A 22320-nucleotide genomic window follows, 5' to 3' on the forward strand; every position below is an offset into this window, starting at 1 on the left:
AGATTGAGTCCTGCGATGAATCTGCTTGCTGCATGGCCCGCGTCCTGCGCGACGTAAGCTAGCACGCGGCGCGGAGCGATCCAGGCGGGTGGTTTCCCTGCTGATCGGATGTACACCGTACTTTTGACTAGCTAATCGGTAGCCATCCAACGCGCCGGCTGGCGTTGCGGGGCGGCGCAAGCACAGCAGGCAACCCGCACTACATCGAAAGTCGCAATCCGTACCTGTTGCGCGCGAACCCGGGCATGCGTTGGCGGCGGCGCCACGCTTGATGTATGTTGCGGGCTGAGCGGCCACGGGCCGCGCATGATCAGAGACGATGTACATGGGACGTTTAGCCATACTTGGCGCCTTGCACGAAGAAATCGCCGACCTGCTCGCGGCGATGGATCCGGGCGCTACGATCCGCCGAGTCGCCATGCGCGACTTCCACGTCGGCACCTTGTGGGGCACGCCTTGCGTGATTGCGTTGAGCCGGATCGGCAAGGTGGCCGCGGCCGCGACCGCGTCGATCGTGATTCAGGAGTTCAATGCCTCGCGAGTGATCTTCACGGGACTGGCGGGTGGCCTGCACCAGGATGTGGCGGTGGGCGATGTGGTTGTGGCCAGCGCGCTGATGCAGCACGACATGGATGCGCGTCCTCTGTTCGGACAGCATGAGATTCCCTTGCTGGGCCGGGTACGCTTCGACGCGGACGCGGTTCTGAGCGCGCGGCTGCTGGAAAGCGCAGGACAGTTCGCGCGCGGCCTAGCGGGTTTGCCCGCGGGACAGGCCGCGCAGCCGCCGCGGGTGCACCATGGACTCATCGCCACCGGCGACGTCTTCGTCAACAGCAATGACTATGCGCACCAGCTGCGCCAGCGCCTGCCCGATGCGCTCTGCCTGGAAATGGAGGGCGGGGCGATGGCGCAGGTCTGCTACGAATTCGGTGTGCCCTTCGCGGTGTTGCGCGTGATCTCGGATCAGGCCGACCACGCCGCGAAGGCGGACTTCACCGATTTCCTGGTGAATCTGGCGCGGGTCTACACCGCTGGCATCCTGGCGCCCCTGCTCAAGTCGGGGGCGTTGCAAGAAGCCTGACGCGGGCGGTTTTCAGCGGCCTGTGTCGGGATAGTTGGGGCCGGCGTCGTGGAATCCGCCTTCGCTGTAGGGATTGACCGCGCCCGGATAGGGCGGGCCGCCATTGCCTGGCGCGCAGCCGGCCAGGACCAGGGCCGTGGCCGTGAGGGTAAGCAGGCGGATCAGGGCGGATTTCATGATGGTCTCCTGCGCGAGCCCGCTATTGCGAGCGTGCGGTGCGCGGCTTGTCTACCGGGCCTATTTTACGCTTCGGCGGCAGCGCTGCGCTGCTCGCCGTGCCGGGTCTTGCGCTTGGTCTGCGGCGCCGAGCAACGCTGCTGGTAGACCGCTACCGCGCTGGAATTCGCCGCCTGGAAGTAGGGATGCGGCTGGCCGGCCTCGCGCAGCGCGTCGTGCATGCGCTGGCCCCAGACGCATTGCGCCCGAGCCTGGTCCCAGAGCCGCGCGGCCAGTTCGGGCTGGCCGTGGCGCCACAGCGCCAGGCCGTAGTCGGCCACGATTTCCTCATTGCGCGGAATCTCGCGGTAGGACCGCTTCATGAGTGCCAGCCCGCCGTCGACGTCGCCCCGCAGGGTCAGGATCCAGCCCAGGGTTCCCTGGTTGTACGGTCCGGGTCCGAGGGTCTCGATCGATCTGCGCGCCTGGGCTTCGGCTTCGGCCAGGTGTTCGGGAAAATCCGCCAGGTAGTAGGCGATGCTGTTGGCCCAGTCGGGTTCGTCCGCCTGGGGTTTCTGCGCTTGCCGGCGCTGCAGTTCCAGGGCGTCCTCCAGTGCCAGCTGGGGCAGGCCCAGCAAACGCTCAAGCTTGTAGCGTTCTTGAAGCTCATCGTGATCCACAGGGGTGGAGGAGACAGACAAGGACTCGGCGCGGGCGAGGTCCAGCCACTGCCGCGCCAGATCGGCCCGGCCGGCCATCAGCAGCAGATTGGCCATGTCCAGCTGCTGCCGCGGCTGCGCGCCGCATTCCGTGGCGTGCACCAATTGCAGCGCGCCCGTGGCATCGTTCTGGCTGAACCTGCGGTTGATGGCGTCCAATGCGTCAAAGCACTGCCGGTTCTCCGCCACGCTGGCGTCGACCGATATCGACAAGGTGGCGGCTGGACGGTCGTGGCTGAAGTACGCCGTATTGCCTTGGGCGGTGCTGTAGCCCAGGTCCACCCACTGTTCACCCCAGCGCACTTGCATGGTGGTGAGGTAGGGCCAGCCTCCAAGCGGGTCTTTTTCCCCGCTGGTTTGCAGCTGGAAGACGGTGCCCCAGGCGCCGTCGCCGATGCGCCGGATCAGCGTGTAGTCCGCGGCACCATGCTTCTCGCGGGTCCAGATCCAGGCGCTGCGGCCCCGCGCGTCGGTGACGCCGTGCACGATACCGTCCTGGCTGGGCGTGCCCTCGATGGACCGGCCCTTTGCGGTCAGGAACAGACGGTAGGGCGTATTGGGGGCGATCGCGTTGCCGCGGCTATTGTCCAGCCTCAGGATCAGATAGCGCCCATGGCCGCCCTTGCCATACTGGGGCATGCCCTCGGGCGGTGCAGAGGGCGTGCTGTGGGTCGCGGATTTCCTGGGGGACGCGCTGCCAGCGGCTTGTGCGGGAAAGACGGTCTGCGCCAATGCGAGCGCGCCTGACAACAGCAAGGGGTACAGCCTGGAGGGCGGAAGCGTCATGGGTGCTGCTGGTGGTCTGATCGATGGGGTCTGTGAGACAGGCGGCCATTCTCTCAGAGAACGGAGGGTGTTGCCGGTTTCTGTGCAATCGGGTTGGGGGGGCGGATGTGGCGGGCACACTCCTGTGGCATGCTTGCGTCCGCGTCCGCCGCCATACGCGGCGCATTCCTGTCCCATCATGCCGAAACTGCTACTGCGTGTCGTTGATTTCCTGCTGCTGTCCGCCGCCGCAGCGCTCTTTGGCGCTTGCCTGACGTCGGTGCTGAAGACCGACGCCTACGGTTGGATGATTCCGGAAGCGCCCTTTCTGTACGGGCCGTTCGAGTTCTACGTCGATTCCGCCTTGGCGGGCTTGGCCGGCGTGCTGGCGCTGGCGCTGGCCGAGCGCATGGCGCGGGTGCGCGCCTCGGCCGCATGGCGGGGCGCGGCGACGCTGGCCGCCGCGCTGGTCGCGCTATATCTGGCGCCGCCGGCGCCGCAGGTGTTCGGCAATACCTGGGCGCCGGGCGAGGCCACCATGGAATTGTTCGTGGCGCAGCTGCACATGGTGCTGCCCATCGCGTTCGCGGTGCTGGTGTTGCGCCTGGGACTGCGACGCGCGTTCGCGCGGCCTGCGGCTTAACCCTGCTCCAGACGGTAGAACTGCTGGCTGGCGATCAGCGTCGCGCCGCAGGAGGTCTTCATGCCTTCCAGCGCGGTGCGCCGGTCGGAACTGACGGCGGCCGCGCCCTCGACGATGGTGTGGCTGCCACCGCACTTGGGGCAGGTGACGCGGTCGCCCAGCCGGGCCATGGGCTGGCCGAAGATCATGACTGTTTCGTCGCCCGTGACGACCACGCCGCCATGCGAGGTGCGATCGCCCTTGCGTATTACCGATAGCTGCGCCATGGCTGCCTGTTGCCCTGTTGGTTTGGTTATGTGTGCTTACAGATAGGTGCCGTCCGGAGCCTGCCGCGGCGTGCCGATGACGAACGTGCCGTCGGGCGCCATGCGGACCGGACCGTCGCCGCCCAGGTAGCGGCCGTCGGGCGCACGCTGCGGTTTGCCGGCGACGTAAGTGCCGTCCGGCGCGCGGGTGATGGGGCCGCCGTCGCCGACGTAGCTGCCGTCCGGGCAGCGGCGCGGCTTGCCGTTGATGAAGCGGCCGTCGGGCATCATGTGGAATGACTTGTTCATCGCGGTTCCTTGTCCTGGGGAACCCGCATGATATCCACGGTCCGTGATGCGTTTTGTAATAGGACGTGTCATCTTCAAACGCAACGCCGTTACAGATATGGGAGGATCGGTCCTCTTCGCGTAGCCCGCCCCAGGGGCCGGCGGCCGCGATCCTGCCATCCGACAAGACCAATATGAGCGATATCGACACACTGCTGCAGCCCATTGCGGGCGAGGCGCCTTGCGGCGCCGACCTGGTGTTTTCCGCCGAGTTCGACGCCATACGCGAAGCCCGCCGCCACGATGATCCGAACCTGGACCAGGGCGATTGGGTCATAGCCATCAAAGAGGCCGACTGGCCGGAAGTCATCCGCATCTGCACCACAGTGCTGCGCGAACAGAGCAAGGACGTGCGCGTGGCCGCCTGGCTGGCCGAAGCCTGGGCCAAGACGCGCGGCTTTGCCGGCCTGCGCGACGGCTATCTGCTGGTGGACGGCCTGTGCCGCCACTACTGGGACGGCCTGCATCCCGTGCCGGACGAGGGCGATGTGCAGCAGCGCGTGGGCAATCTGGCCTGGCTGCTGGCGCGCTCGCAACAGCTGATCCGCGAACTGCCGCTGACGCAGTCCGAAGGCGGGCGCTATGGCGCGGCCTTGTGGGACAGCGCCTCGCAACTGGCCAACGCGGTCAAGCGCGCGCCGCAGAACGCCGCCGAGATCACCCGGGGCAAGCTCACGTTGGACCAGTTCGACGCCGCGCGTCGCGATACGCCGCCGGCTTTTTACTCCGAACTGGAAGGCAATCTGCAAAGCTGCTTCGCGGCAGTGGACACGCTGGAGCAGACCCTGGCGGAGCGCCTGGGCGACGAGGGCCCGGCCTTTTCGCCGGTGCGCGACGCGCTGCGCGATGTGACCGAACTGACCCACCGCTTCGCGCGCGATGCCGGGCTGCTGGTGCGCGCGGATACCGCGGCGCCGGCCGCTCCCCCTGCCGCGCCCGCAACCGCCCGGATGGAGCCGACCTTGTCCACAGCTGATCCCGTACCCGCCGCGCCCGCGTCCGCGCCTGCGCGCGGCCCGCTGCAAACGCGCGACCAGGCGCTGGCGCAACTGCGCGAAGTGGCGGAGTTCTTCCGCCGCACCGAACCCCACAGCCCCGTGGCCTATCTGGCCGACAAGGCCGCCAGCTGGGGCGAGATGTCGCTGCACCTGTGGCTGCGCACGGTGCTCAAGAACGGCGACGCGCTGTCCGGCCTGGAAGAGCTGCTGGGCGTGCCCAAGCCGCCCGACCACAACGGCTGAGCGGCATCCTTGCTCGTCGCGTGAGCCGGCCCTTGCGGGCCGGCCTGGCGCCAGGCTTCTAGCGACTGGCGCGGAACTCGATGCGGCGGTTCTTGGCGCGGCCTTCCGCGGTGGCGTTGGTGGCGAGCGGCTGGTCAGGCCCGGCTCCCAGCGTCTCGAAGCGCGCGGGCGGCAGGCCCTTGTCCACCAGATAGGTTTTGACCGCGTCGGCGCGCGCCTGGCTCAACGCCAGATTGGTGCTGCGGCTGCCGGAACTGTCGGTATGGCCGATGATCTGCACCTTGTCGCTGTGCAGCCTGGGCACCACGTCCGCCACCTTGTCCAGCAGTTCGCGGCCGCGCGTGGTGAGCGTGGCGCTGCCGGTCTCGAATTCCACCACGCGGTTGGTCAGGACCTGGTCCAGTAGCCCCTGCTCGTCCTTGCTGGCGGACACGCGCAGCCCGTTGACGATCTTGTAGGTGGGGTTGAGCGAGGTCGCGAAGGCGCTGGCGATCTGCTGGCGCGAGGCTTCGTTCTGCACTTCGCCGCGCAGGCGGATCTGGGTGCCGTCGATTTCCAGCTGGCCGCGGTTGATCTGCTTGAGCGGCTGGCCGATAAGCTTGCCGACATGCTCGGACCAGTTGGGCGGCGCGACCACGCCGCCCACGTCGATCTGGTCGATGACGTTGCCCACGCCGTACACCTGCTGCAGCCGCGCCAGCACATCGGCCTTGGTGGCCTCGTCCGGCACGGCGCCGCTGGCTACGACCTGGCCAGGCTGGGGGATGACGTTGGCGGGCACCACCGTGGCCGCGTCCTGGGCCGCGGCCGTGCAGGCATACAGCGCCGCCATGAGCAAAAATGAGTAGCGCATGGTCAGGCTCCGGTAAAGACTTCGAGAAAGGTGTCCAGCGCCAGGCGCAAGGACAGGCGCGGCTGGTCCAGGTAGCTGGACAGCTTGGCCAGGCCGTGGCTGGCCGACACGTGGTTGCGGACCCAGGGCGCGTCCTCCAGCACGATGTGCTGTTCGGCATAAGCCTGCGGCGTGGACAGCAGGCTGGCCAGCGTCTGCGGCGAGGCGCCGCGGAAATCCACGGCCAGCCGGTGCTTGCCGGCGATGCGGCCGATGAAGATGGTGATTTCGAAGTCCGCGCGCGACAAGAAGGGCGAGATCAGCGTCATCCAGTAGGCGGCCACCAGATTGATGTAGAGCGGATCGTCCGGCAGCGGCAACGACAAGCCCTTGTCCAGCTGCGAGGAGCCGCTGGACATCACCGGCCCCAGCAGGATGCCCAGCGCCAGGATGATGTCATGCACGCGCGCGGCGTGGCCGTTGCCGCGCAGCATCGCTTCCAGCCGTTCCACGGTCTGCAGGTCGACGAAGGCGTCGAAGCCGTCGTCGGCCGCCGTGCGGATCTCGCCTTCCAGTTCGTTGAGCGTCTGCAGAGCGGAGGCGGGATCGCCGTCCTGCATCAGCAGCGCGGCGGCGCCGCTCATGCGGTTCCACATGCGGCTGAAGGCGATGGGGCTGCGGGCGATAAAGGCCAGCGGCTTCTGCACTTCCACCGAGGTGGCGGACAGGAAGGGATAGCGGCGGCCCGACAGGTCCTGGCTGGGCTGCAGGTGGCCCGCGATGGCCAGCTTGCCGCGCGACCCCAGGATGGCGAACGGCATGGGCTCGGCCTCGTCGTACAGCGCCTTCCAGTGCGGTTCCTGCGCCAGCATCTCCATGGTGTTGGCGACCCAGGCGTCCAGCGTGGCCATCAACTGCGGATGCGAAGTGTTCTTCACGAAATCGCCGCGGCTGGGAATCTTGCCGAAGTAGGCCGTGCGGAACAAGGGGGACTGCGGGTTGCTCATTGCGGCGCTCCGGGTTGCGTCTGGGCGGAGGATTCGGGAGAGGCGCCGACCACGGACGAGGGCAGGCGCAGGTTGCGCAGGCCCTGGCTGCCGCCGGGCTCGCTGCCGCCGGCGCCGGGCGCCTGGGCGTTGCTGATGATGCGCAGCTTCACCGGCACCGTCACGTTGGATTTGCCCCAGCTCATGTTGAAGCTGCCGTCGGCGTTGGCGGTGCGCTGGGCGGTGGCGATCAGGCGCTCCAGGCCGAAGCGGCCGGGCTCGTTGACGATCTCGACCACGCTGCCATCGAAGGTGGTGGCGGTGATGCGCGCGCCGGGGGCGCCCTGGGCGTTGGGCCACACGAAATTGACCCATTGCGGCGGGGTGTTGCGGTAGCGCAGCTGCTGTCCGTCGATCTCTATGGTGTATTCGGTCACGCCGGCCGCAGGCTTGGGCTGGATCTGGAACAGCGTCTGCGGCTGGCTGGCTGCGCCGCTGCCGGCCGCGCCGCCGGAGAGCGGAGCCACCCACTGTGCGAAGTTGGCGGTGAAGGTGGGCTGCAGGCTCACGCCCATGTCGCCCCAGGTGCGCGCCGTCAGGATGTCGCCGCGGCGCACGGTCAGCGGGCCCAGCGTGTCGTTGACGTACTTGGCGATGCTGCCCTGTGGACCGAACACCTGGCCGATTTCATCGCTGCTGGCCTCGACGCTGGCGCGGCTGGCGAAGGGATATTTCTCCGCCAGCGTCTGGTTGAACGGGCGATAGATCTGTGCGTTCCAGACCTTGTTCAGCTCGGATTCCGCCGGCTGCATGGTCACGGCATAGGCCTGGATCAGCGGGCGCACCAGCAGCGGACGCAGCGTCTCGCGCTGCGTCGCCGACATGCCGGCCAGCATCTGTTCGTCCACCAGCTTCAGCGCGTCGGCCAGCTCCGAGTCCTTGCCTTCCAGCGTCTGGCGCATCAGCGTCAGCGCGCCGGGGCCGGGATCGCCCTGGTTGTTCAGCAGGTTGAAGCGGGTGCGGATCTTCGATAGCGCGCCCATGTAGTTGCCCAGCAGCGACTGGTTGTCGCGCGTGACCACCAGGCGCGCCACGTCGGAGAACTCGCGTCCCACGGGGCCCATCGGAATCGCTTCGCCGTTGGCGGCGGTGGCGGGCGCGGCGGACGGCGGCGTCTGGCGCAGGATGACGCGCTTGAACCAGCCCACGACGCCGCTCTGCGCCTGCTGCAGCCCGGCGTTGATCAGCGAGGGATTGTCCCAGGAGGTCTGTTCATAGGTGGTGTTGATGAGTTTGGCGATGGGCGAGGTCTGAGGATCGCCCAGGCGGTTCATCGCGCCCACTGATTGCTCGAAGCTGGTGAAGGGCTTGATCGTCACGCCGCGCAGGAATTTCTGCCACTCCTCGGCGTACTCGGTCTTGTACATCGTCGCCAGGCTTTTCTGGATCTGCTCGGGGCTGCCTTCCAGCGTCAGGTCGTCGCGGGCGTTCACGCCCAGCACCCAGTCGCTGGTCTGCACTTCCTTCTTGGCGGCCTCGCCGATGGCGGGCTGGATGTACTGCTCCCAGGCTTCGCGCGTGAATGTGCCGGGGATCGCATAGCTGCCTGCGACCACGCCCGCGTCGTTCTCGCCGACGATGCGCGCCACCGTCATGGCCTGGAAGCGTGTCGCGGCGCGCGCCTTGAGGGTGGCATAGGCGCGTTCGCGCGCCGGCATGCCCTGCATCACGGCGCGCAGGCTGCCGCGGGTCTTTTCGACCAATGCCAGATTGGTGTCGATCTGCGGCCAGCCTTCGTCCTGCGCCCGGCCGACATAGAACGAGATCAGGCGCTCGGCGCTGCGGATCAACTGGTCGCGCGGCATGGCGCCGCGGTTGGTCTCCAGCCAGCCGCGCCAGAAGCGGGTTATCTGGTCGGACAGGTGCGTGGGGTCCACATGCTGATGATTCGCCATCATCAGGTAGGTCTTGAGCGCGTTGTAGGCGTCGTCGGCGTTGGTGGGCGAGGCGTCCTGGAACAGGGTGTCGCCGCCCGCCGCGTGGGCGGCGCGGGCCTGCTGCGGCGCCGGCTGGGGCGCGCCGCCACTGGCCGCGGTAGCGGACGTGTCGACCTTGGCCAGGAAGTCCTCCAGGCTGGTCTTCACCGGCGCCAGCATGAACTGGCGCGCGCCGTTGTAGTACTCGGCCAGCAGGCGTTCTTTCAGCACGTCGCCCTGGTACAGGCCCAGCCCCAGCGACCACGGCCGGCTGGAGGAATAGCGGTCCAGCTGCTCGATGCGATCCTGCAGGATCTCCATCGCTTCCAGCCGGCTTTGCAGGTCGGTGCGCTCGCTTTGCAGGCGCACCACCTTGTCCAGGTCTGCCTGCACGTTCTGCGCCAGTTGCCGGTTGCCCAGGTAGGACCAGCTCCAACCGCCCAGCACCAACCCCAGCGCCAGCACCAGGCCGAAGAAGGCCAGGTAGCGCATGCGCGTCTTGGCGGGACTGGCGTGCTGGCGCACCAGCTTCTTGTCGGCGAAGATCACGCTGGAGAACAGGTCGCGCAGGAAGAAGCCGTTGTTGGAGGTCACGCTGCGCGTCTGCGCGCGCGTGGCGGGACGCAGCTCGAAGCGTTCGGCCAGCCGCTCGGTCGAAGTGCTTTGCGTGACGCCTTCCTGCAGCGCGCTGGTGAAGTAGAAACCCCGGAACACCGGCTTGTATTGGAACGGATTGGTCTCGAACAGCGTCGACAGGAAGGTCCGCAGCGCCGGCTTGATGCCGGCGAATTCCAGCGGAAACGTCAGCAGGCCCGGCGGCAGGTCGCGGCTGTTGCGCAGCGAGATCTGCGCCGTGCCCATTTCCTTCAGGCCCTCGTACAGCTCGTCGAAACGGCTGTCGAACAGCGCCAGCACGTCGCGGTTTTCCTCGGCGCCATAGGGCAGGGTCGCGCCCCACACGCGGTCACGCTCGCTTTGGTCGCTGTCGGAGAAGAACTCGCTGAAGCCCGAGATCAGGTCGGCCTTGGTGAAGATGATGTAGACCGGCGCGAACACTTCCAGGCGGTCGGTCAGTTCCTGCACGCGTTGGCGCAGGTTCTTGGCCAGGTTGATCGCGAACTCGGGTCCGGCGCCCGTCAGCTCGTCGATGCTGGCGGCGACGATGATGCCGTTGATGGGGGCCTTGGGACGGTGCCGCTTGAGCAGGTCGAGGAAGCCCATCCATTCATTGCGGTCTTCTTCGTGCACCGAGTAGCGGCCGGCGGTGTCCAGCAGGATGCCTTCGGTGGTGAAGAACCAGTCGCAGTTGCGCGTGCCGCCCACGCCGCGCACCGCCGCGCCGTTCTTGTCGGCGAAGGGGAACTGCAGGCCGGAATTGATCACGGCGCTGCTCTTGCCCGCGGCTGGGTTGCCGATGACGATGTACCAGGGCAGTTCGTACAGGGCTTCGTTGCCAGAGGTCTGGCCGATCTTCGAGGTCTTGATGGTGCGCACCGCCTGCGTCAGCCGCGTGCGCAGCGCTTCCACGTCGTTGCGGTTGGCAGCCGCGCCGGTCTGCACCTGCTGCTCCAGCATGTCGCCCAGGTTCTTGTTGGCCTTGCGGGTGCGCCGCCGGCGCCACAGATAGGCGCACAGCCACAGCAGCACGCATACGCCCAGGGCGATGCCGGCCCAGGCCAGGCCGATCTCTACCGTGTCGGCGAACAGGAACAGGAATACCACCAGGGCCAGCAGTCCCAGCGCCATGAAGGTGCGCGGATTGGCCAGCGCGCGCGAAGACCAATGGCGGCCTTCGCTGATGGCGCGGGAGGTGCCGGATAGAAGATCGGAGGGGCTGCGCATGGTTTGAGCTATGTTCTTGTGGGTCAGGCGGGGAGGGGGTCGGAGGGCGACACCAGCACCAGCGTCCGCAGCGCCGGGTCTTGGGTCATGAGAGCGAGCACGGGCGCGCCGGCCTGGGCGCAGGCGGCGCCCGCGATGGCCACGGTCAGCAGATGCGCGGCCGCGCCGGTGTGGCCGCAGCCGGAGCCCACGGCCAGGCAGTCCTGGTTCGGATCCAGCGCGGGAAACAGCGCAGCGGCCAGGCCAGCGGTCTCCAGCGGGCGGCTGCCGCGATGGTCGGCATCGCTGATCAGCGCGGCCACGCCGTCGGCGGGCTTGCCTTGTTCGGCCAGGAACTGCGTGGCCAATTCGGTCAGGCGGGGTTCATGCAGCGCGCCGCGCGCGTCGGCGGCGACAGCACGCTGTGCCTGTGCCGACAAGATCAGGGATAGTGCGAAGTCGCTACGCGCGGGCTCGCCGCCGGTCGCCTGGGCGGACAGGTCTAGCAACAGGCCCGCCGCGGCTTCGCCGGGGACCTGGCCTTGGGGATTGGAGTTGGACATGAGCCGGCCGGCGGCGTCCCAGCGCTCCACGCGCGTGGCGTCGATGTAGGAGTCGGCGACGGCGACCAGCCGCAGCACGGCGCTGCGCGCGGTCAGCGGTTCCTGCGCCAGCTGGCGCAACAGGCTGTCGCAGGCGAGCGCGTCTGGCGCGGCGTGCAGGCGCTGGACGATGCGGCTGGCCGGCCAGGCCGCGGCCGCGCGCGCCTGGTCCGCGGCATGGTCGCGCACGGCGTCGGGCCATTCGGCCGGCAGCAGCAATTCCAGCTGCAGCAGCGGCCAGGCTTCGTCGCGTTGCGGCTCGCCCTGATTCAGCACGATGCCGCGCGCCTCCTGCGATAGCGTCTCCACTACCTCCGCCAGCAGGGCGGTTGCGCGCAAGCGCTCTTCTTCGAGCGCGGCGGCCGGGGCGCCGGCTTCGCGCGCTGTCGCGCGCAGCGCATCGGTATCGAGTTGCGGCGCGCGCGCACTGAAGACCGGAAAGCCCTGCGTGTTCTTGAAAGAGGGATCCAGGTCCGGACGCTGCTGCGCAGCCAGCGCCGCGTGGATCGCGGCGGGCTCGCTGCCCACCGCAGCACTGGCCGCGCTGGCCAGCACGCGCAGGCGCGCGGCCTCGGGCGCGGGCTCGGCAGCTTGCGCGGCGCCGTCCTGCGCGGGTTGCGCCGGCGCGGCTCGCGCTTCGCGGCGCGCACGCATGATGCGCGCGCCGCCCCAGGCCGCGGCGATCAGCGCCAGCGGCAGCGCGAACAGATAGAGGCCGATGTCCACGCCCGTGGGCAGCGTGCGCGACTCCTGCCACCAGATGATGACGGCGAGCCAGACCACGCCGAAGACTAGGGCCAGCAGCAGCCCGGTTTTGAGTATGCGGGTCATCGATGCGATTTGACGTTTGCGGAGTTGATCATTGCGCGGCTCCGCCGTTGCGCCGCATGACGCCGGGTCGGCGCAGCTCGGTATGGCCGAAGTCCATCATCTTCCAGCGGCCGCCCCAGGTCAGGCCGACGCGTTCGGCGGTTTCGCCGAAAAGTTCGTAGCCGCGCATGGCCCAGGGGTCCTTTTCGGATACGACCACCTTGCCGTCGCGCAGGAAGGCGCTGTCCGCGGCCAAGCCGAACTGGTGATAGCTCTGATAGGCGCCGGCATTGGTCACGTGCGAGCCCATCTTCGCGAGTTCCGCCTGACGGTCCGGGCTGCGATAGCCTTCGATCAGCACCATCTCGTAGCCGTGTTCTTCGCGCATCACGCGGTATGCGGCCAGCAGGCGCTGGCGGTAATCGGCGTCCAGCAGGTTCCAGTCGCGGCTGGCGCCGCCCAGGTTGGGACGCACCAATTCCACTTCGCGCGTAGTGAAGACTTCAGGCGGAAGAGGGGGCGGCGGGACCAGTCTTTCGCCGGTCAACAACGCCTGTATGCGAGGGTCCGGACCAGCGGTCCGATCCTCGTAAACAAATGTGTGATTGTGTCGCATGACGAAAGCAAAAAGTGACGGAAGCAGCACGACCAGCAGGCCCGCGGCGATGTGCCAGCGATAGGCCGAAAACGCGCCGCCGGCCTTTCCGACGCCCGTGCGCAGCGCCTGCGCCGAGCCACCCACGGCCCCGCCGGCGTGGCCCGCGCCGCGTGTCAGACCCTGGCGTATTCCCTGCGCGAGCGCGCGCGCTCCCCGTGCCGTGGCCTCCCGCAGAGAGGGGAAGACGAACAACGCGGAGACGCCTATGGCGAGTAGAAAGTAGAGAGGCAGCAGGAGCAGCAAGGAGGTCCCTCAGTTACGAAGGCGTAATCTTTTGTTCTATTTGAGATTCAGGCAAGCGCTTGGGCGTTGCAAAACGCGTCCGTGGCTTAGAACTCGTAACAAGAAACGGTGATGCGGAAGAAGTCATCAGGTATTCTCGAACCCCTTGGTTACAGGGGTGCAGACCATCCCTGCAGACACGGGACTTCGCATGGCAGAAGACGAAAAAAGATCGCGATCACCGACCTCTGTTCCCAGCTTGCTCGCAGGACGCTCACCGTCACCGGATGAACGCGCGGCCTCGCGCATCCTCGCCGCGCTCGAGGGCCGCGCGCCGGATGCGGAGGTCAAACACCTGGCGCCCAAGCGCCGTTCCCGCTTGCCGCTGGCCTTGCTGCTGCTGTTGCTGACGGGCGCCGCGGGCGCAGTGCTGTACAGCGTGTTCGATACGCCGCCGCTGCCTGTGGTCGCTGAATCCACGCCGCCGGCCGTGGAACCGGCGCCGCCCGCCGCCGCTGCGCCCGCGCCGACTGCGCGCGTGGCCGCCGCCGATCCCGGCACGCAGCCTTCATCCGCGGCCATCATCGAAGACCATCCCCTGGCGCAATTGGGACGTCCCAATGCCGATGAGGACCGCGTGCCCGAGAACCCCCTGTCGGCGCTGGCCGTCACCGCCGCGCCGCCACCTCGCGCCGCGGTGCAGGCGCAGGCCGCCGCACCCAAGACGGCTGGGCCAACGGTGCAACGCGCGGAGCATGCCGCCAATGGCGGCGCGCGCACGAACACGCCGCAAGCTTCGCCCAAGGCGCCGTCCCAGGCCGCGCCGCAGCGCGCCAAGACGCCGCGCAACGATTCCGACGCCGCGCTGCTGGCGGCATTGATGTCCTATGGCCTGCCGCCCGCCTCGCCGCCCGGGACCAAGGTCTACAAGAACGACGGCGTCTTCGTCCGCGAACTGCCGGGCTCGCCGCTGGCGGCGCGCCTGGAGCAATGCCGCAAGCTGGGCTTCCTGGAAAGCGAGCAATGCCGCTTGCGCGTGTGTTCGGGCTATTGGGGCACCGCGCCCGAATGCCCCAATCCGCAAGCCCAGGTCGAACCCTGAGTCTTCAGAGAAGGTTTTTTCCTGCAATGGATCCGACTGCAACGCCCGGCCTGTTCAGTTCCGACGCCCGCCTCTACAGCCTGGAAGGCGAGGGCGCGCTCGCCTCGCTGCAGGTCGAGGGTTGGATCGCGCGCGAGGCACTGTCGGGCATCGCTCAGACGCGCGTGGTCGCGCTGGCCGACAACGCCGGCCTGGACTTGCGCGACATGATCGGACGCCCCGTGACCTTGTGGACCACGCGCGCCGACGGCAGCCGGACGGGTCGCAGCGGCCTGATCCGCGAAGCCGAACTGCTGTCGGGCGACGCGGGCCTGGCGCGCTACCGCCTGACGGTCGCGCCCTGGCTGTGGCTGGCCACGCAGCAGCGCAACAGCCGCGTGTTCGAAGCGCGCCCGATACTGGACATCATCGGCCACGTGCTGGGCGCGTACGAAGGCTATGTGCATCGCGTGGCGCCGGACGCGTCCGAAGCGCTCGCAGGGCTGGCGCCGCGTCCCTACACCACGCAGTACCGCGAAACCGATTACGCCTTCATCAGCCGCCTGCTGGCCGAAGCGGGACTGGGCTGGACGGTGGTCGAGGATCCCGAAGTCCCTGCGCGGCATGTGGCGCTGATCTTCGCCGACAGCCGTGGCTTGGCCGAGGACGCCGAGTCCGCGGGCGGCGGCGTGCGCTTTCATCGCGCCGCCGCGACCGAATCGCGCGACACCGTGCAGGCCCTGGCGCGCCAGTGGCGGCGCGGCCCGGACCGCGTCACTGTCCTGGGCTGGCACGGCGGCGGCAAGCGCGCGGTGGCGGCCGAGGCCTTGGCGCGTCCCACCGATGGCGGCGAGGATGCCGGCCTGGAATGGTACGAGGTAGCCGGCCACGGCAGCTTTGCCGATGAGGCCGAAGCGCGGCGCCAGGCGACTTTGGCGATGGAAGCCGTGCAGGCCGGCGCAGAGACCTTTGTCGGCCTGGGCGGCGTGCGCACCTTCCGTTCGGGCACGCGCTTCACCTTGCAGAACATGTCCCCGCTGGGGCCCGCCGGCGAAGCGGGCTTCGAGCCTGCCTTCGCGCTGGACCGGGTCGAGCACGTCGGCATCAACAATCTGCCGCCCGAGACCCGCGCCTCGCTGGCACAGCGTCTGGGCGGGTTGGACGCGCATCTGGCGCTGGATGCCGAGGCGCCCGACGCGCCAGGCGCAGCGCGCGCGGGCGCCGACCCGGCGCGGCCCGACGCTGACGTGCTGGCGAAAGCACGCGAGGTCGGCTACGCCAACCGCTTCCAGGCGGTGCGTTGCGACCGTCCCTGGCGGCCGGCGCTGCCGCAGACGCGCGGCGCGCGCCTGAGCGGCGCGCCTTCGGTCCATGGTGTGCACACGGCCATCGTCACGGACGCGGACGGCGCGGCGCAACCGCGGGAGCAGGACGAGATCCTGCGCAACAAGCGCGGGGACGTGCGCATCCGTTTCCATTGGCAGGCCGACGGCGCGGAGGAGCTGGCCAAGAGCCGCTGGGCCCGTGTGGCGCAGCGCCAGTCGGGCGCGGGCATGGGCATGAGCTTCGTGCCGCGCATCGGCCAGGAGGTGTTGGTGCGCTTCCTGGACGACGACGTGGACCAGCCCGTCGTGGTGGGCGCGTTGTACAACGGCCGCGGCGAGGGCGGCACGCCCGCCACGCCGGGCGGCCGCGACGGCGGCCAGGTCGACACGCAGGTTTATGCCGCCGCGCGCGATACCGCGCCCAGCGCCCAGGCCAACCTTGCGGGAGGCAATGCGCCCGCCTGGCATGGCGCGGCCGGCGGCGACGAAAACCACCGCAACGCCGCCGCGCTCAGCGGCTTCAAGAGCAAGGAGTTCGGCGGCTCGGGCTACAACCAGATCGTGTTCGACGACAGCGACGGACAACTGCGTTTGCAGATCAAGAGCAGCCAGGAAGCCAGTGAACTGAACCTGGGCCACCTGATCCATCAGGCTGGCAACTACCGGGGCGGCCTGCGCGGCCTGGGCGCCGAGTTGCGCACGGACGCTTACGGCGCCGTGCGCGGCGGCGCGGGCGTGCTGCTCAGCACCTATGCCGGCACCGGCGCTGCCGCCGGCCCCGCAGGCGAAGCCGCGGGCTTGCAGGCGCTGGCCAGCCAGGCCGACCAGATGGCGCGTTCGCTGGACGGCGTGGTCGGCGCGCACCAGGGCCTGCGGCTGGCGAGCGCGTTAGGCTCCAAGGGAGCGGAAGCCAGCGTGCTGGACGACGGCAAGGCGCCGCTCGCGGCCATGCATCGCGCCGTGTCCGGCACCGTCGCGGGCGACAGCCTGGACGGCGCGCGCGGCGACGCCTCGGCCAAGCACACCCAGGCGGCCGACGGCAAGGTGCCGCACCTCACCGATCCGGTCGTGCTGATGGCCGCGCGCGCCGGCCTGGCGCAGGTCGCCGGCGAACACATGCAATTCGCCGCCGGCGAGACCGTGCACTGGTCTGCCGGCAGGGACCAGAACCTGGCCGTGATGGGCGCGCTGCGCGTGCATACCGGGCAGGGCCTGGGCATCGTCGCCGGCCTGCAGCAGGGCGGCGCGGATTCCGGCCTGGACCTGATCTCCGCCACCGGCGACGTCCACGTTCAGGCCCAGCACGACATCCTGCGCGTGCAGGCGCAGAAGGACATCACCATCGGCAGCGCCCAGACCTCTGTCGAATACGCCGCGCCCAAACGCATCCGCATCGCCACCGCGGCCGGCGCCAGCATCGTGCTGGAAGGCGGCAACATCACCGTGACCGCGCCGGGACGGATCGATGTGAAGACGGGGAACAAGCAGTTTGCGGGCCCAGACCAGATGTCTTATTCCCTACCCGTGTTCGTGCAGAGCGCGCCCGCACCGATGAAGCTGGCGCTGCGCCTGCAGGACATGCCGGGGGCGCACGGCATCGCGCCGGAAGGCGAGACTTGGCGCATCGTGAAGGTGCCTGCGGAACTGAACGTGGTTCAGCAGGGTGGACGCATCAATCCCCAGGTGTTCGATTCCTCGGAGTGGTCCGAGGTCTTGGGCGAAGGGAAGACGCCCGCCAGCGGCGAGCTCGACCTGTCGGAAGCGCAGCAGTACGCGGTCCACAGCGAAGTGATGGCGAATCCCGGCCGTGTGTGGCTGATCAGCGGCCTGACCGCGCAAGCCATGACGCCGGCGCGCTGGACGACGACCTCGGAACAGGCGACGTCGGAGCGGATCCTCGATGCCCTGAATTTTGCGCGCAAGGGTTCGGAACTGGACACGGCGCACGCCGACTGGCTGTCCGAGCATGCCTTGGCCGACGGGTCGGCGCAGGGCATGGAGACGCTCAAACCCAAGACGAAGGCATAAGGCAGCCGCCCGCCGGCTTGCGTTCAAGAAAAAGGCCATGGATAAACTCGACATAGACCAGTACACCGCGCAGATCGTCCCGGACACGATGACGACGGTATCGGGCCAGTACTTCGACCTGAACCAGCCCTTCGCCATGCCGCGGTATGGCAACCGCTGCGAGTCCTACATCACCGGCCGGGACTACATGGCGGCCGTGGCGGCCGCGATCCGCGGGGCGCAAAGCTTCATCATGATCGCGGACTGGCAGATGGACTACGACGTGGAGCTGGAGCGGCGCGGCGAGGAAGGCCATCCGGGGCGTTTGTCTTCGTTGCTGGCGGCCGCGATCGAGCGCGGCGTGCACGTTCGTATCCTGCTTTACGATTCGATCAGTATGGCTCTAGATACGCACGATGACACGACACAGGACATGCTGCATGGCTTGCCCAAGGGCAAGGGTTCTATCCGTGTCATGCTGCAATATGCCAATACGGGGCGGGTTCCTGCAACAAACACTTTTTTTTCCCATCACCAGAAGTTCGTGCTGGTGGACGGAAAAAAGGCATTTCTGGGCGGAATCGATCTGGCCTACGGCCGCTGGGAAACGCCGTCCTTCGATGTCGTCATCGATCCGAAGATACACGTGCTGAACGACGCGTACAACGCGCAGCTTGTGGCAGCCAGGAAGCCGACCCAGTCAGAGCTGGACCTCACCCGGGCCTCAGGGGGACTGCCGGGATTTGAGCCTCCGTTGGGCGGAACTCTGCTCGATCCCTTGCGGCAGCCGCGGGAACCATGGGAAGACGTGGCCATGAAAGTCGAGGGACCAGCGGCCTTCGACGTATTCCTCAACTTCGTGTTGCGTTGGAACAGCTTCGCGCGCGCGGGTACCAATGTGTTCGATCCAAGCATGGATGCGAGTTGGTTCGACCGGGCGAAAGGGTCTCAGCATTTGCTTGATCCGCAGACGCGCGGCAGCGGCAATGCCACGGTGCAGATATGCCGTTCGGCCTCGTCGCAACAGTTGCAGGATGAACTGAAACTCTGGGGTGACAATTACAAGTACGTCAACGACGACTGGAAGACTCCCAACCCGAAGCGCCGCAAGATAGTTCAGGCCGCTCGGGCGAAGTGGGCGGCCAACCATCAGACCAGCATCCGGGACGCGATGGTCAACTGCATCCGGTCGGCGCAGGCCTACATCTACATCGAGAATCAGTTCTTCATTTCCGATTGCGGGGTGGATCAGCTCGGCAAGAAAACTTCGCCGGGGAAGAATCCCATCATTCCGGAACTGGCCAATGCGATAGGGGCAGCCATCTATGCGGACCGGCCCTTCCATGTGTGGCTGGTACTGCCAGAGCATCCGGAAGGACTGTTGGAAGAGCCGGCGACCCTCTCCCAGACTTGGTGGGCGCTGCAGGGCGTCAAGCGCGCGCGCAACAGCCTGGTGCATCGAATCAACGCCACACTGTACGCCAGGCACAGCAAGACCAGGAAGGTGGCGCAGCCAGCCCAGACGAACGCGGACATCGCTGTCGCGCTTGCCAATTGGGGCATGGCGGACGAATGGCGCAAGTACCTGACGGTGTTGAATCTGCGGAATTACGGTGCGACGCGTCTGGGTGTTGTTACGGAGATGGTCTACGTACACAGCAAGTTGACTATCGTCGACGATGCAGTCGCCATCATCGGCAGCGCGAACATCAACGATCGCAGCCTGAACGGGAACGGCGATACCGAACTGGCCGCCGTGGTAGTGGACGACGACGGGGCTGCGATGACCGACGTTGGCGCTGGCGTGAGAGTCGTGACGCGGAAATTCGCCCGAGACCTGCGCATGAAGCTCTGGCGCAAACACTTTGGCATGATGGTCGAGAGCGGCTCGACGGGCGTCCAGAAAGCGGCCGGGGTACCGCAAGGAATCAGCCTGGAGAGACCTTTGGATCCCTCCAGCATCCAGGCTTTGCAGAAGCTCGCGCACGATAACCGCGAGGCATACAGCACGGTTTTCCGGCATACGCCCCGCAACAGTTTCCGCAAGCTCCTGGATGGACGGAAAGCCTTTCCTCCGATCTACACACAGGTCAAGAAGTACGAGGTGAATGGCGTTCCAATCGGCAATGTCGGGCCGGACGGCAAGCTGCGTGATGGTTATATTCTGGTCGACGGTCCGCCCTCTGGGAAATACGATTTCACCAAGTTGCCTGATTTGCAGCCGACGTACATGGCGAATTCAGAGCATAAGATCGAACAGGCAATTGCCTATTTGCGTTCCAAAGTTAAGGGGTTTTTCGTTGAAATGCCCTTGGCGTGGGGAGCTGGCGAAGGCGATACGCCGAAGCCGCCGGGACGCGTCCTGGATAGCGTCATTGCGGAGCAGACGAATAAGCCGAAGGAAGATGTTCTTGAAAACAAGAGAGAAGAACAGGCCGCATGATGAGGTTCTTGTTCGCAGTGCGGCAATGGGTGCCGCCAGTTGACGCCCTAGGAGACAAGTCGTGCGTGAATTCTTGATCTGGGCTGCCGATATGGCGTTTCAGACCGCGTACGCCCTGGTGTACGTGCTCCCGCTAGTCTGCGTCGTGGGGATTGCGGTTCATGTCTGGCCGCGTCGCTTCGGCGTGTTGGGATCGTCGGCCTCGCGTACAGGCCTCGCGATAGTCATGGCGGCCGTATGGCTGTTGGCAATCGTGGGGTTCTTTCTGCTCTTCTATGTTTCACGGAACTATTCCCGGGAGCATGGTTTTGTCCTGATCGCTTTTTTGGCCTATATGGCGCCGTCGCTGGTCTTGTCTCTGATCGGATTGATCGTCCGATACAAGACTCGCGCGAGAGGCGAAGAGGATGATTGACGTTCCGCTTACGCTGCTAAAAGCGGGAGAGACCTTCGCCACGGAAACGATATCGTTGCTGCCCGTGGTATGGGTCATCGGCTTGCTATTGTGTATCGAGTCCGACTTGCCATTGTTGCGTTCGACGACCTGGCGTCTTTTGCGGAATGTGATCGTGGCGCTGATGGCGCTGTTTCTGGTGTACGTAGTTGTCTACGCAATATACGGTTCGGCGGTGGCTGTTTATTTCGACGATCACGGGTTTACGAACCTTACTCTACGCACCTTGTCCACGATGTGGGTGTCGATCGTCCTGGCATTGGCAGGAGTTGTGCTGTGGATTCATCGTCGATCCAGGCAGAACTCATGACGCCGTGCTCCAGTCCCCACTGCCGCTCGGATTGCCCTATCATCTGGGACCATCGCTGATCCTGTCGCTGATCGGCCCGACACTGCGCCACAGATTGCGCTGAGAGCATCGGTTCTAGCCCAGGGAGAAGAATTTGCGCGCGGTCCTTGCTGCGATTGCCGAGTCTGGCATGTTGATGGCCCAGTCGACGGCCTACCTGGTGCCGGCGGCGGGCATCCTGGCGCTGATCATCTGCCGTTGGCCCCAGCATTTTGGCAGGCTGGGGACGCGGTCCTTCAGACGCGGGATATCGGCTGGAATGCTGGCCGTCTGGGTTTTTGCGCTGGCCCTGCTGGGCATGTTCTATTGGCTGGCGACCAACCATGACAGCGGCTACGAGTTCCCGCTGCTTGGGCTGATGCCGTACATGAGCCCGTCTCTTCTTACCGCCCTGATCGTCCTGCTGGTCCATCGGAGAATATCGAAGCGGGAGAGCGGACATGAATGAGGTATATCCCGCCAATGTCCTGCAGGACGGCGAGTTGCTGGCCTGGGGGATATTCCAGATAGTTCCGCTCTGGTGGGGCGCTGGAATCCTGCTGTGCCTGGAGTCCAATCTGCCGGGGCTTTCGGCCAGGGCCTGGCGCGCGGTGCGTGACGTCACGATCGCGCTGATGGCGGTGTTTCTGCTGGCCTGCATTGCGTACGCCATCTTCGGCTATGGCGTCGCCGCCCAGTTCGATAAGCCGGAGTATTTCGACAAGGCGCTGGAAGCCTTGCGCTTGCTGTCCCTGTCGATGGGAATGGCGATGTTCGGGCTGGCGTTGCGCGCGCGTGTCGGGCGCCGCGCCCTTCGCCACAGCGGCTAAAATCCCGTCATGCTTCCGCCCCAAGTCCTCGTTGCCCTTTTCGTCCTGCTGCTGGCCGTCGTCATTCCGTTGTTCGCCGTGACCATCCAGCTGAGCCGTTACATCCATTGGTCCTTCTGGGCCGACAAAGCCACGCGCGGCGAGCGGCCGCATTTCACGGGGCCGGTATTGGCTCTGATCTTCAGCTCGCTGGCCGCCAGCGACTTCGTGGGCTACGAACCCTTTGTGACGATTTCGGCGCTGAATCCTGTGCCGTTGGAGGCCCGGGCCTACTTCACGGTCGCCATGCTGGCGCTCGCGGTCTGGTGCTGGGCTTACGGGCGCTCCATCAGGGACCGCGTGCTGGGCATGTTCCGGCCTAAAGCCGCTTAGCAACTGACGGCCTGGACGCATGATCTCGATCTACGATCTTCTTGCGTTGGGCGCCCTGGCATTGGCTGTCTTCGTGCCGTTCGCCGCGACGGCGATACAGCTGATCCGCCTGCTGTGGTTCATCACGGGTGACAAGGAGACGCGCGGCACGCGTCCGCGCTTTACGGGACTGGTGCTGGCGATGTTTTTCAGTTCGCTTGCGGCTACCGAACTACTGTCCGTGGAGCCATTCCTGACCCTGTCCCACCTGAATCCCGTGCCGCAGCAGCACCGGGTGGAATTCATGATCGGGATGCTGGCGCTGGCCCTTGCGGGCTGGATATGGGGCGGTGCGATCTGGAACCGCCCGCGCCGCCAATCTGGCGGCTGAGGCAG

The 22320-nt window shown here is 66.8% G+C and carries 21 protein-coding genes; 12 read left to right on the forward strand and 9 right to left on the reverse strand.

Translation table 11 applies throughout. The features are described 5' to 3' along the window. The first annotated feature begins 325 nt into the window (after positions 1-325). The gene (locus tag IPU70_RS20055) at positions 326-1081 is read left to right on the forward strand and encodes a 5'-methylthioadenosine/adenosylhomocysteine nucleosidase (protein ID WP_207469649.1); all 756 of its coding nucleotides are present in this window, start codon (positions 326-328) and stop codon (positions 1079-1081) included. 12 nt (positions 1082-1093) lie between these two features. Here the strand turns inward: IPU70_RS20055 and IPU70_RS20060 are convergent, their stop codons facing one another. Beyond that, positions 1094-1258: a hypothetical protein gene (locus tag IPU70_RS20060; RefSeq protein WP_207469650.1), complete on the reverse strand. Its 165-nt coding sequence runs from the start codon at positions 1256-1258 to the stop codon at positions 1094-1096. 65 nt (positions 1259-1323) lie between these two features. Further along, a complete protein-coding gene (locus IPU70_RS20065; protein ID WP_242702603.1) occupies positions 1324-2742 on the reverse strand; it encodes a tetratricopeptide repeat protein in 1419 nt (472 codons plus the stop codon). Between the two features lie 178 nt (positions 2743-2920). On the opposite strand from IPU70_RS20065, the gene IPU70_RS20070 reads away from it, so the two are divergent. Continuing rightward, positions 2921-3364, forward strand: coding sequence for a hypothetical protein (locus tag IPU70_RS20070; RefSeq protein WP_207469651.1), 444 nt, complete (start codon positions 2921-2923; stop codon positions 3362-3364). On the opposite strand, the gene IPU70_RS20075 is transcribed toward IPU70_RS20070, so the two are convergent. Both IPU70_RS20075 and IPU70_RS20080 read right to left on the reverse strand, forming a co-directional pair. Beyond that, a complete protein-coding gene (locus tag IPU70_RS20075; protein WP_013396314.1) occupies positions 3361-3630 on the reverse strand; it encodes a PAAR domain-containing protein in 270 nt (89 codons plus the stop codon). The genes IPU70_RS20070 and IPU70_RS20075 overlap by 4 nt on opposite strands. Positions 3631-3666: 36 nt before the next feature. Next, entirely contained in the window at positions 3667-3918 is a 252-nt protein-coding gene (locus IPU70_RS20080) for a hypothetical protein (RefSeq protein ID WP_013396313.1), read from the reverse strand. Positions 3919-4091: 173 nt separating this feature from the next. On the opposite strand from IPU70_RS20080, the gene tssA reads away from it, so the two are divergent. Continuing rightward, positions 4092-5198: a type VI secretion system protein TssA gene (gene tssA / locus IPU70_RS20085; protein ID WP_207469653.1), complete on the forward strand. Its 1107-nt coding sequence runs from the start codon at positions 4092-4094 to the stop codon at positions 5196-5198. Positions 5199-5256: 58 nt separating this feature from the next. On the opposite strand, the gene IPU70_RS20090 is transcribed toward tssA, so the two are convergent. The 5 genes from IPU70_RS20090 to IPU70_RS20110 all read right to left on the reverse strand — a co-directional run bounded on the left by IPU70_RS20090 (position 5257) and on the right by IPU70_RS20110 (position 13126). After that, positions 5257-6051 carry an OmpA family protein gene (locus tag IPU70_RS20090; protein ID WP_207469654.1) on the reverse strand — a complete coding sequence of 265 codons (795 nt, stop codon included), beginning with the start codon at positions 6049-6051 and terminating at the stop codon, positions 5257-5259. Positions 6052-6053: 2 nt separating this feature from the next. Next, positions 6054-7037: a type VI secretion system-associated protein TagF gene (gene tagF, locus IPU70_RS20095; protein ID WP_207469656.1), complete on the reverse strand. Its 984-nt coding sequence runs from the start codon at positions 7035-7037 to the stop codon at positions 6054-6056. Beyond that, positions 7034-10738, reverse strand: a complete 3705-nt coding sequence (tssM, locus tag IPU70_RS20100) for a type VI secretion system membrane subunit TssM (protein ID WP_242702611.1) — start codon at positions 10736-10738, stop codon at positions 7034-7036. The genes tagF and tssM overlap by 4 nt, the downstream gene beginning before the upstream one ends. A 119-nt stretch (positions 10739-10857) precedes the next feature. Then, positions 10858-12246 (reverse strand): hypothetical protein, encoded by a 1389-nt coding sequence (locus IPU70_RS20105; RefSeq protein WP_207469659.1) that lies wholly within the window; start codon positions 12244-12246, stop codon positions 10858-10860. Between the two features lie 28 nt (positions 12247-12274). Continuing rightward, a complete protein-coding gene (locus IPU70_RS20110; protein WP_207469660.1) occupies positions 12275-13126 on the reverse strand; it encodes a M15 family metallopeptidase in 852 nt (283 codons plus the stop codon). 238 nt (positions 13127-13364) lie between these two features. Between IPU70_RS20110 and IPU70_RS20115 the strand changes: the two genes are divergently transcribed. The 9 genes from IPU70_RS20115 (at position 13365) to IPU70_RS20155 (ending at position 22315) form a co-directional block, all read left to right on the forward strand. Beyond that, positions 13365-14207, forward strand: a complete 843-nt coding sequence (locus IPU70_RS20115; protein ID WP_207469661.1) for a hypothetical protein — start codon at positions 13365-13367, stop codon at positions 14205-14207. 26 nt (positions 14208-14233) lie between these two features. Then, positions 14234-17539: a type VI secretion system Vgr family protein gene (locus tag IPU70_RS20120; protein ID WP_207469663.1), complete on the forward strand. Its 3306-nt coding sequence runs from the start codon at positions 14234-14236 to the stop codon at positions 17537-17539. A gap of 37 nt (positions 17540-17576) precedes the next feature. Beyond that, positions 17577-19961, forward strand: a complete 2385-nt coding sequence (locus IPU70_RS20125) for a phospholipase D-like domain-containing protein (RefSeq protein ID WP_207469665.1) — start codon at positions 17577-17579, stop codon at positions 19959-19961. A 61-nt stretch (positions 19962-20022) separates the two neighbouring features. Further along, on the forward strand, positions 20023-20376 hold the full coding sequence (locus IPU70_RS20130; RefSeq protein ID WP_207469667.1) for a hypothetical protein: 354 nt from the start codon (positions 20023-20025) through the stop codon (positions 20374-20376). Continuing rightward, positions 20369-20725 carry a hypothetical protein gene (locus IPU70_RS20135; protein WP_207469675.1) on the forward strand — a complete coding sequence of 119 codons (357 nt, stop codon included), beginning with the start codon at positions 20369-20371 and terminating at the stop codon, positions 20723-20725. The genes IPU70_RS20130 and IPU70_RS20135 overlap by 8 nt, the downstream gene beginning before the upstream one ends. Positions 20726-20894: 169 nt before the next feature. Beyond that, the gene (locus IPU70_RS20140; protein ID WP_207469677.1) at positions 20895-21212 is read left to right on the forward strand and encodes a hypothetical protein; all 318 of its coding nucleotides are present in this window, start codon (positions 20895-20897) and stop codon (positions 21210-21212) included. After that, positions 21205-21573, forward strand: a complete 369-nt coding sequence (locus IPU70_RS20145) for a hypothetical protein (protein WP_207469679.1) — start codon at positions 21205-21207, stop codon at positions 21571-21573. Before IPU70_RS20140 ends, IPU70_RS20145 begins: the two co-directional genes overlap by 8 nt. A gap of 9 nt (positions 21574-21582) precedes the next feature. Continuing rightward, positions 21583-21945 (forward strand): hypothetical protein, encoded by a 363-nt coding sequence (locus IPU70_RS20150; RefSeq protein WP_207469681.1) that lies wholly within the window; start codon positions 21583-21585, stop codon positions 21943-21945. Positions 21946-21964: 19 nt separating this feature from the next. Next, positions 21965-22315, forward strand: coding sequence for a hypothetical protein (locus IPU70_RS20155; RefSeq protein WP_207469683.1), 351 nt, complete (start codon positions 21965-21967; stop codon positions 22313-22315). Positions 22316-22320 lie beyond the last annotated feature (5 nt).

Origin of the sequence: Achromobacter sp. SD115 (genome assembly GCF_017355315.1) — a bacterium.
GTDB classification, from domain to species: domain Bacteria; phylum Pseudomonadota; class Gammaproteobacteria; order Burkholderiales; family Burkholderiaceae_B; genus Achromobacter; species Achromobacter xylosoxidans_B.

Bases quoted from the DNA above. Each gene is read 5' to 3' on its own strand.
- IPU70_RS20055 (WP_207469649.1), top strand. From the start codon at position 326: ATGGGACGTTTAGCCATACTTGGCGCCTTGCACGAAGAAATCGCCGAC.
- IPU70_RS20070 (WP_207469651.1), top strand. From the start codon at position 2,921: ATGCCGAAACTGCTACTGCGTGTCGTTGATTTCCTGCTGCTGTCCGCC.
- IPU70_RS20080 (WP_013396313.1), bottom strand. From the start codon at position 3,918: ATGAACAAGTCATTCCACATGATGCCCGACGGCCGCTTCATCAACGGC.
- IPU70_RS20120 (WP_207469663.1), top strand. From the start codon at position 14,234: ATGGATCCGACTGCAACGCCCGGCCTGTTCAGTTCCGACGCCCGCCTC.
- IPU70_RS20155 (WP_207469683.1), top strand. From the start codon at position 21,965: ATGATCTCGATCTACGATCTTCTTGCGTTGGGCGCCCTGGCATTGGCT.
- IPU70_RS20060 (WP_207469650.1), bottom strand. From the start codon at position 1,258: ATGAAATCCGCCCTGATCCGCCTGCTTACCCTCACGGCCACGGCCCTG.
- IPU70_RS20065 (WP_242702603.1), bottom strand. From the start codon at position 2,742: ATGACGCTTCCGCCCTCCAGGCTGTACCCCTTGCTGTTGTCAGGCGCG.
- IPU70_RS20090 (WP_207469654.1), bottom strand. From the start codon at position 6,051: ATGCGCTACTCATTTTTGCTCATGGCGGCGCTGTATGCCTGCACGGCC.
- IPU70_RS20140 (WP_207469677.1), top strand. From the start codon at position 20,895: ATGTTGATGGCCCAGTCGACGGCCTACCTGGTGCCGGCGGCGGGCATC.
- IPU70_RS20105 (WP_207469659.1), bottom strand. From the start codon at position 12,246: ATGACCCGCATACTCAAAACCGGGCTGCTGCTGGCCCTAGTCTTCGGC.
- tagF (WP_207469656.1), bottom strand. From the start codon at position 7,037: ATGAGCAACCCGCAGTCCCCCTTGTTCCGCACGGCCTACTTCGGCAAG.
- tssA (WP_207469653.1), top strand. From the start codon at position 4,092: ATGAGCGATATCGACACACTGCTGCAGCCCATTGCGGGCGAGGCGCCT.
- IPU70_RS20075 (WP_013396314.1), bottom strand. From the start codon at position 3,630: ATGGCGCAGCTATCGGTAATACGCAAGGGCGATCGCACCTCGCATGGC.
- IPU70_RS20135 (WP_207469675.1), top strand. From the start codon at position 20,369: ATGATTGACGTTCCGCTTACGCTGCTAAAAGCGGGAGAGACCTTCGCC.
- IPU70_RS20145 (WP_207469679.1), top strand. From the start codon at position 21,205: ATGAATGAGGTATATCCCGCCAATGTCCTGCAGGACGGCGAGTTGCTG.
- tssM (WP_242702611.1), bottom strand. From the start codon at position 10,738: ATGGCGCTGGGACTGCTGGCCCTGGTGGTATTCCTGTTCCTGTTCGCC.
- IPU70_RS20150 (WP_207469681.1), top strand. From the start codon at position 21,583: ATGCTTCCGCCCCAAGTCCTCGTTGCCCTTTTCGTCCTGCTGCTGGCC.
- IPU70_RS20125 (WP_207469665.1), top strand. From the start codon at position 17,577: ATGGATAAACTCGACATAGACCAGTACACCGCGCAGATCGTCCCGGAC.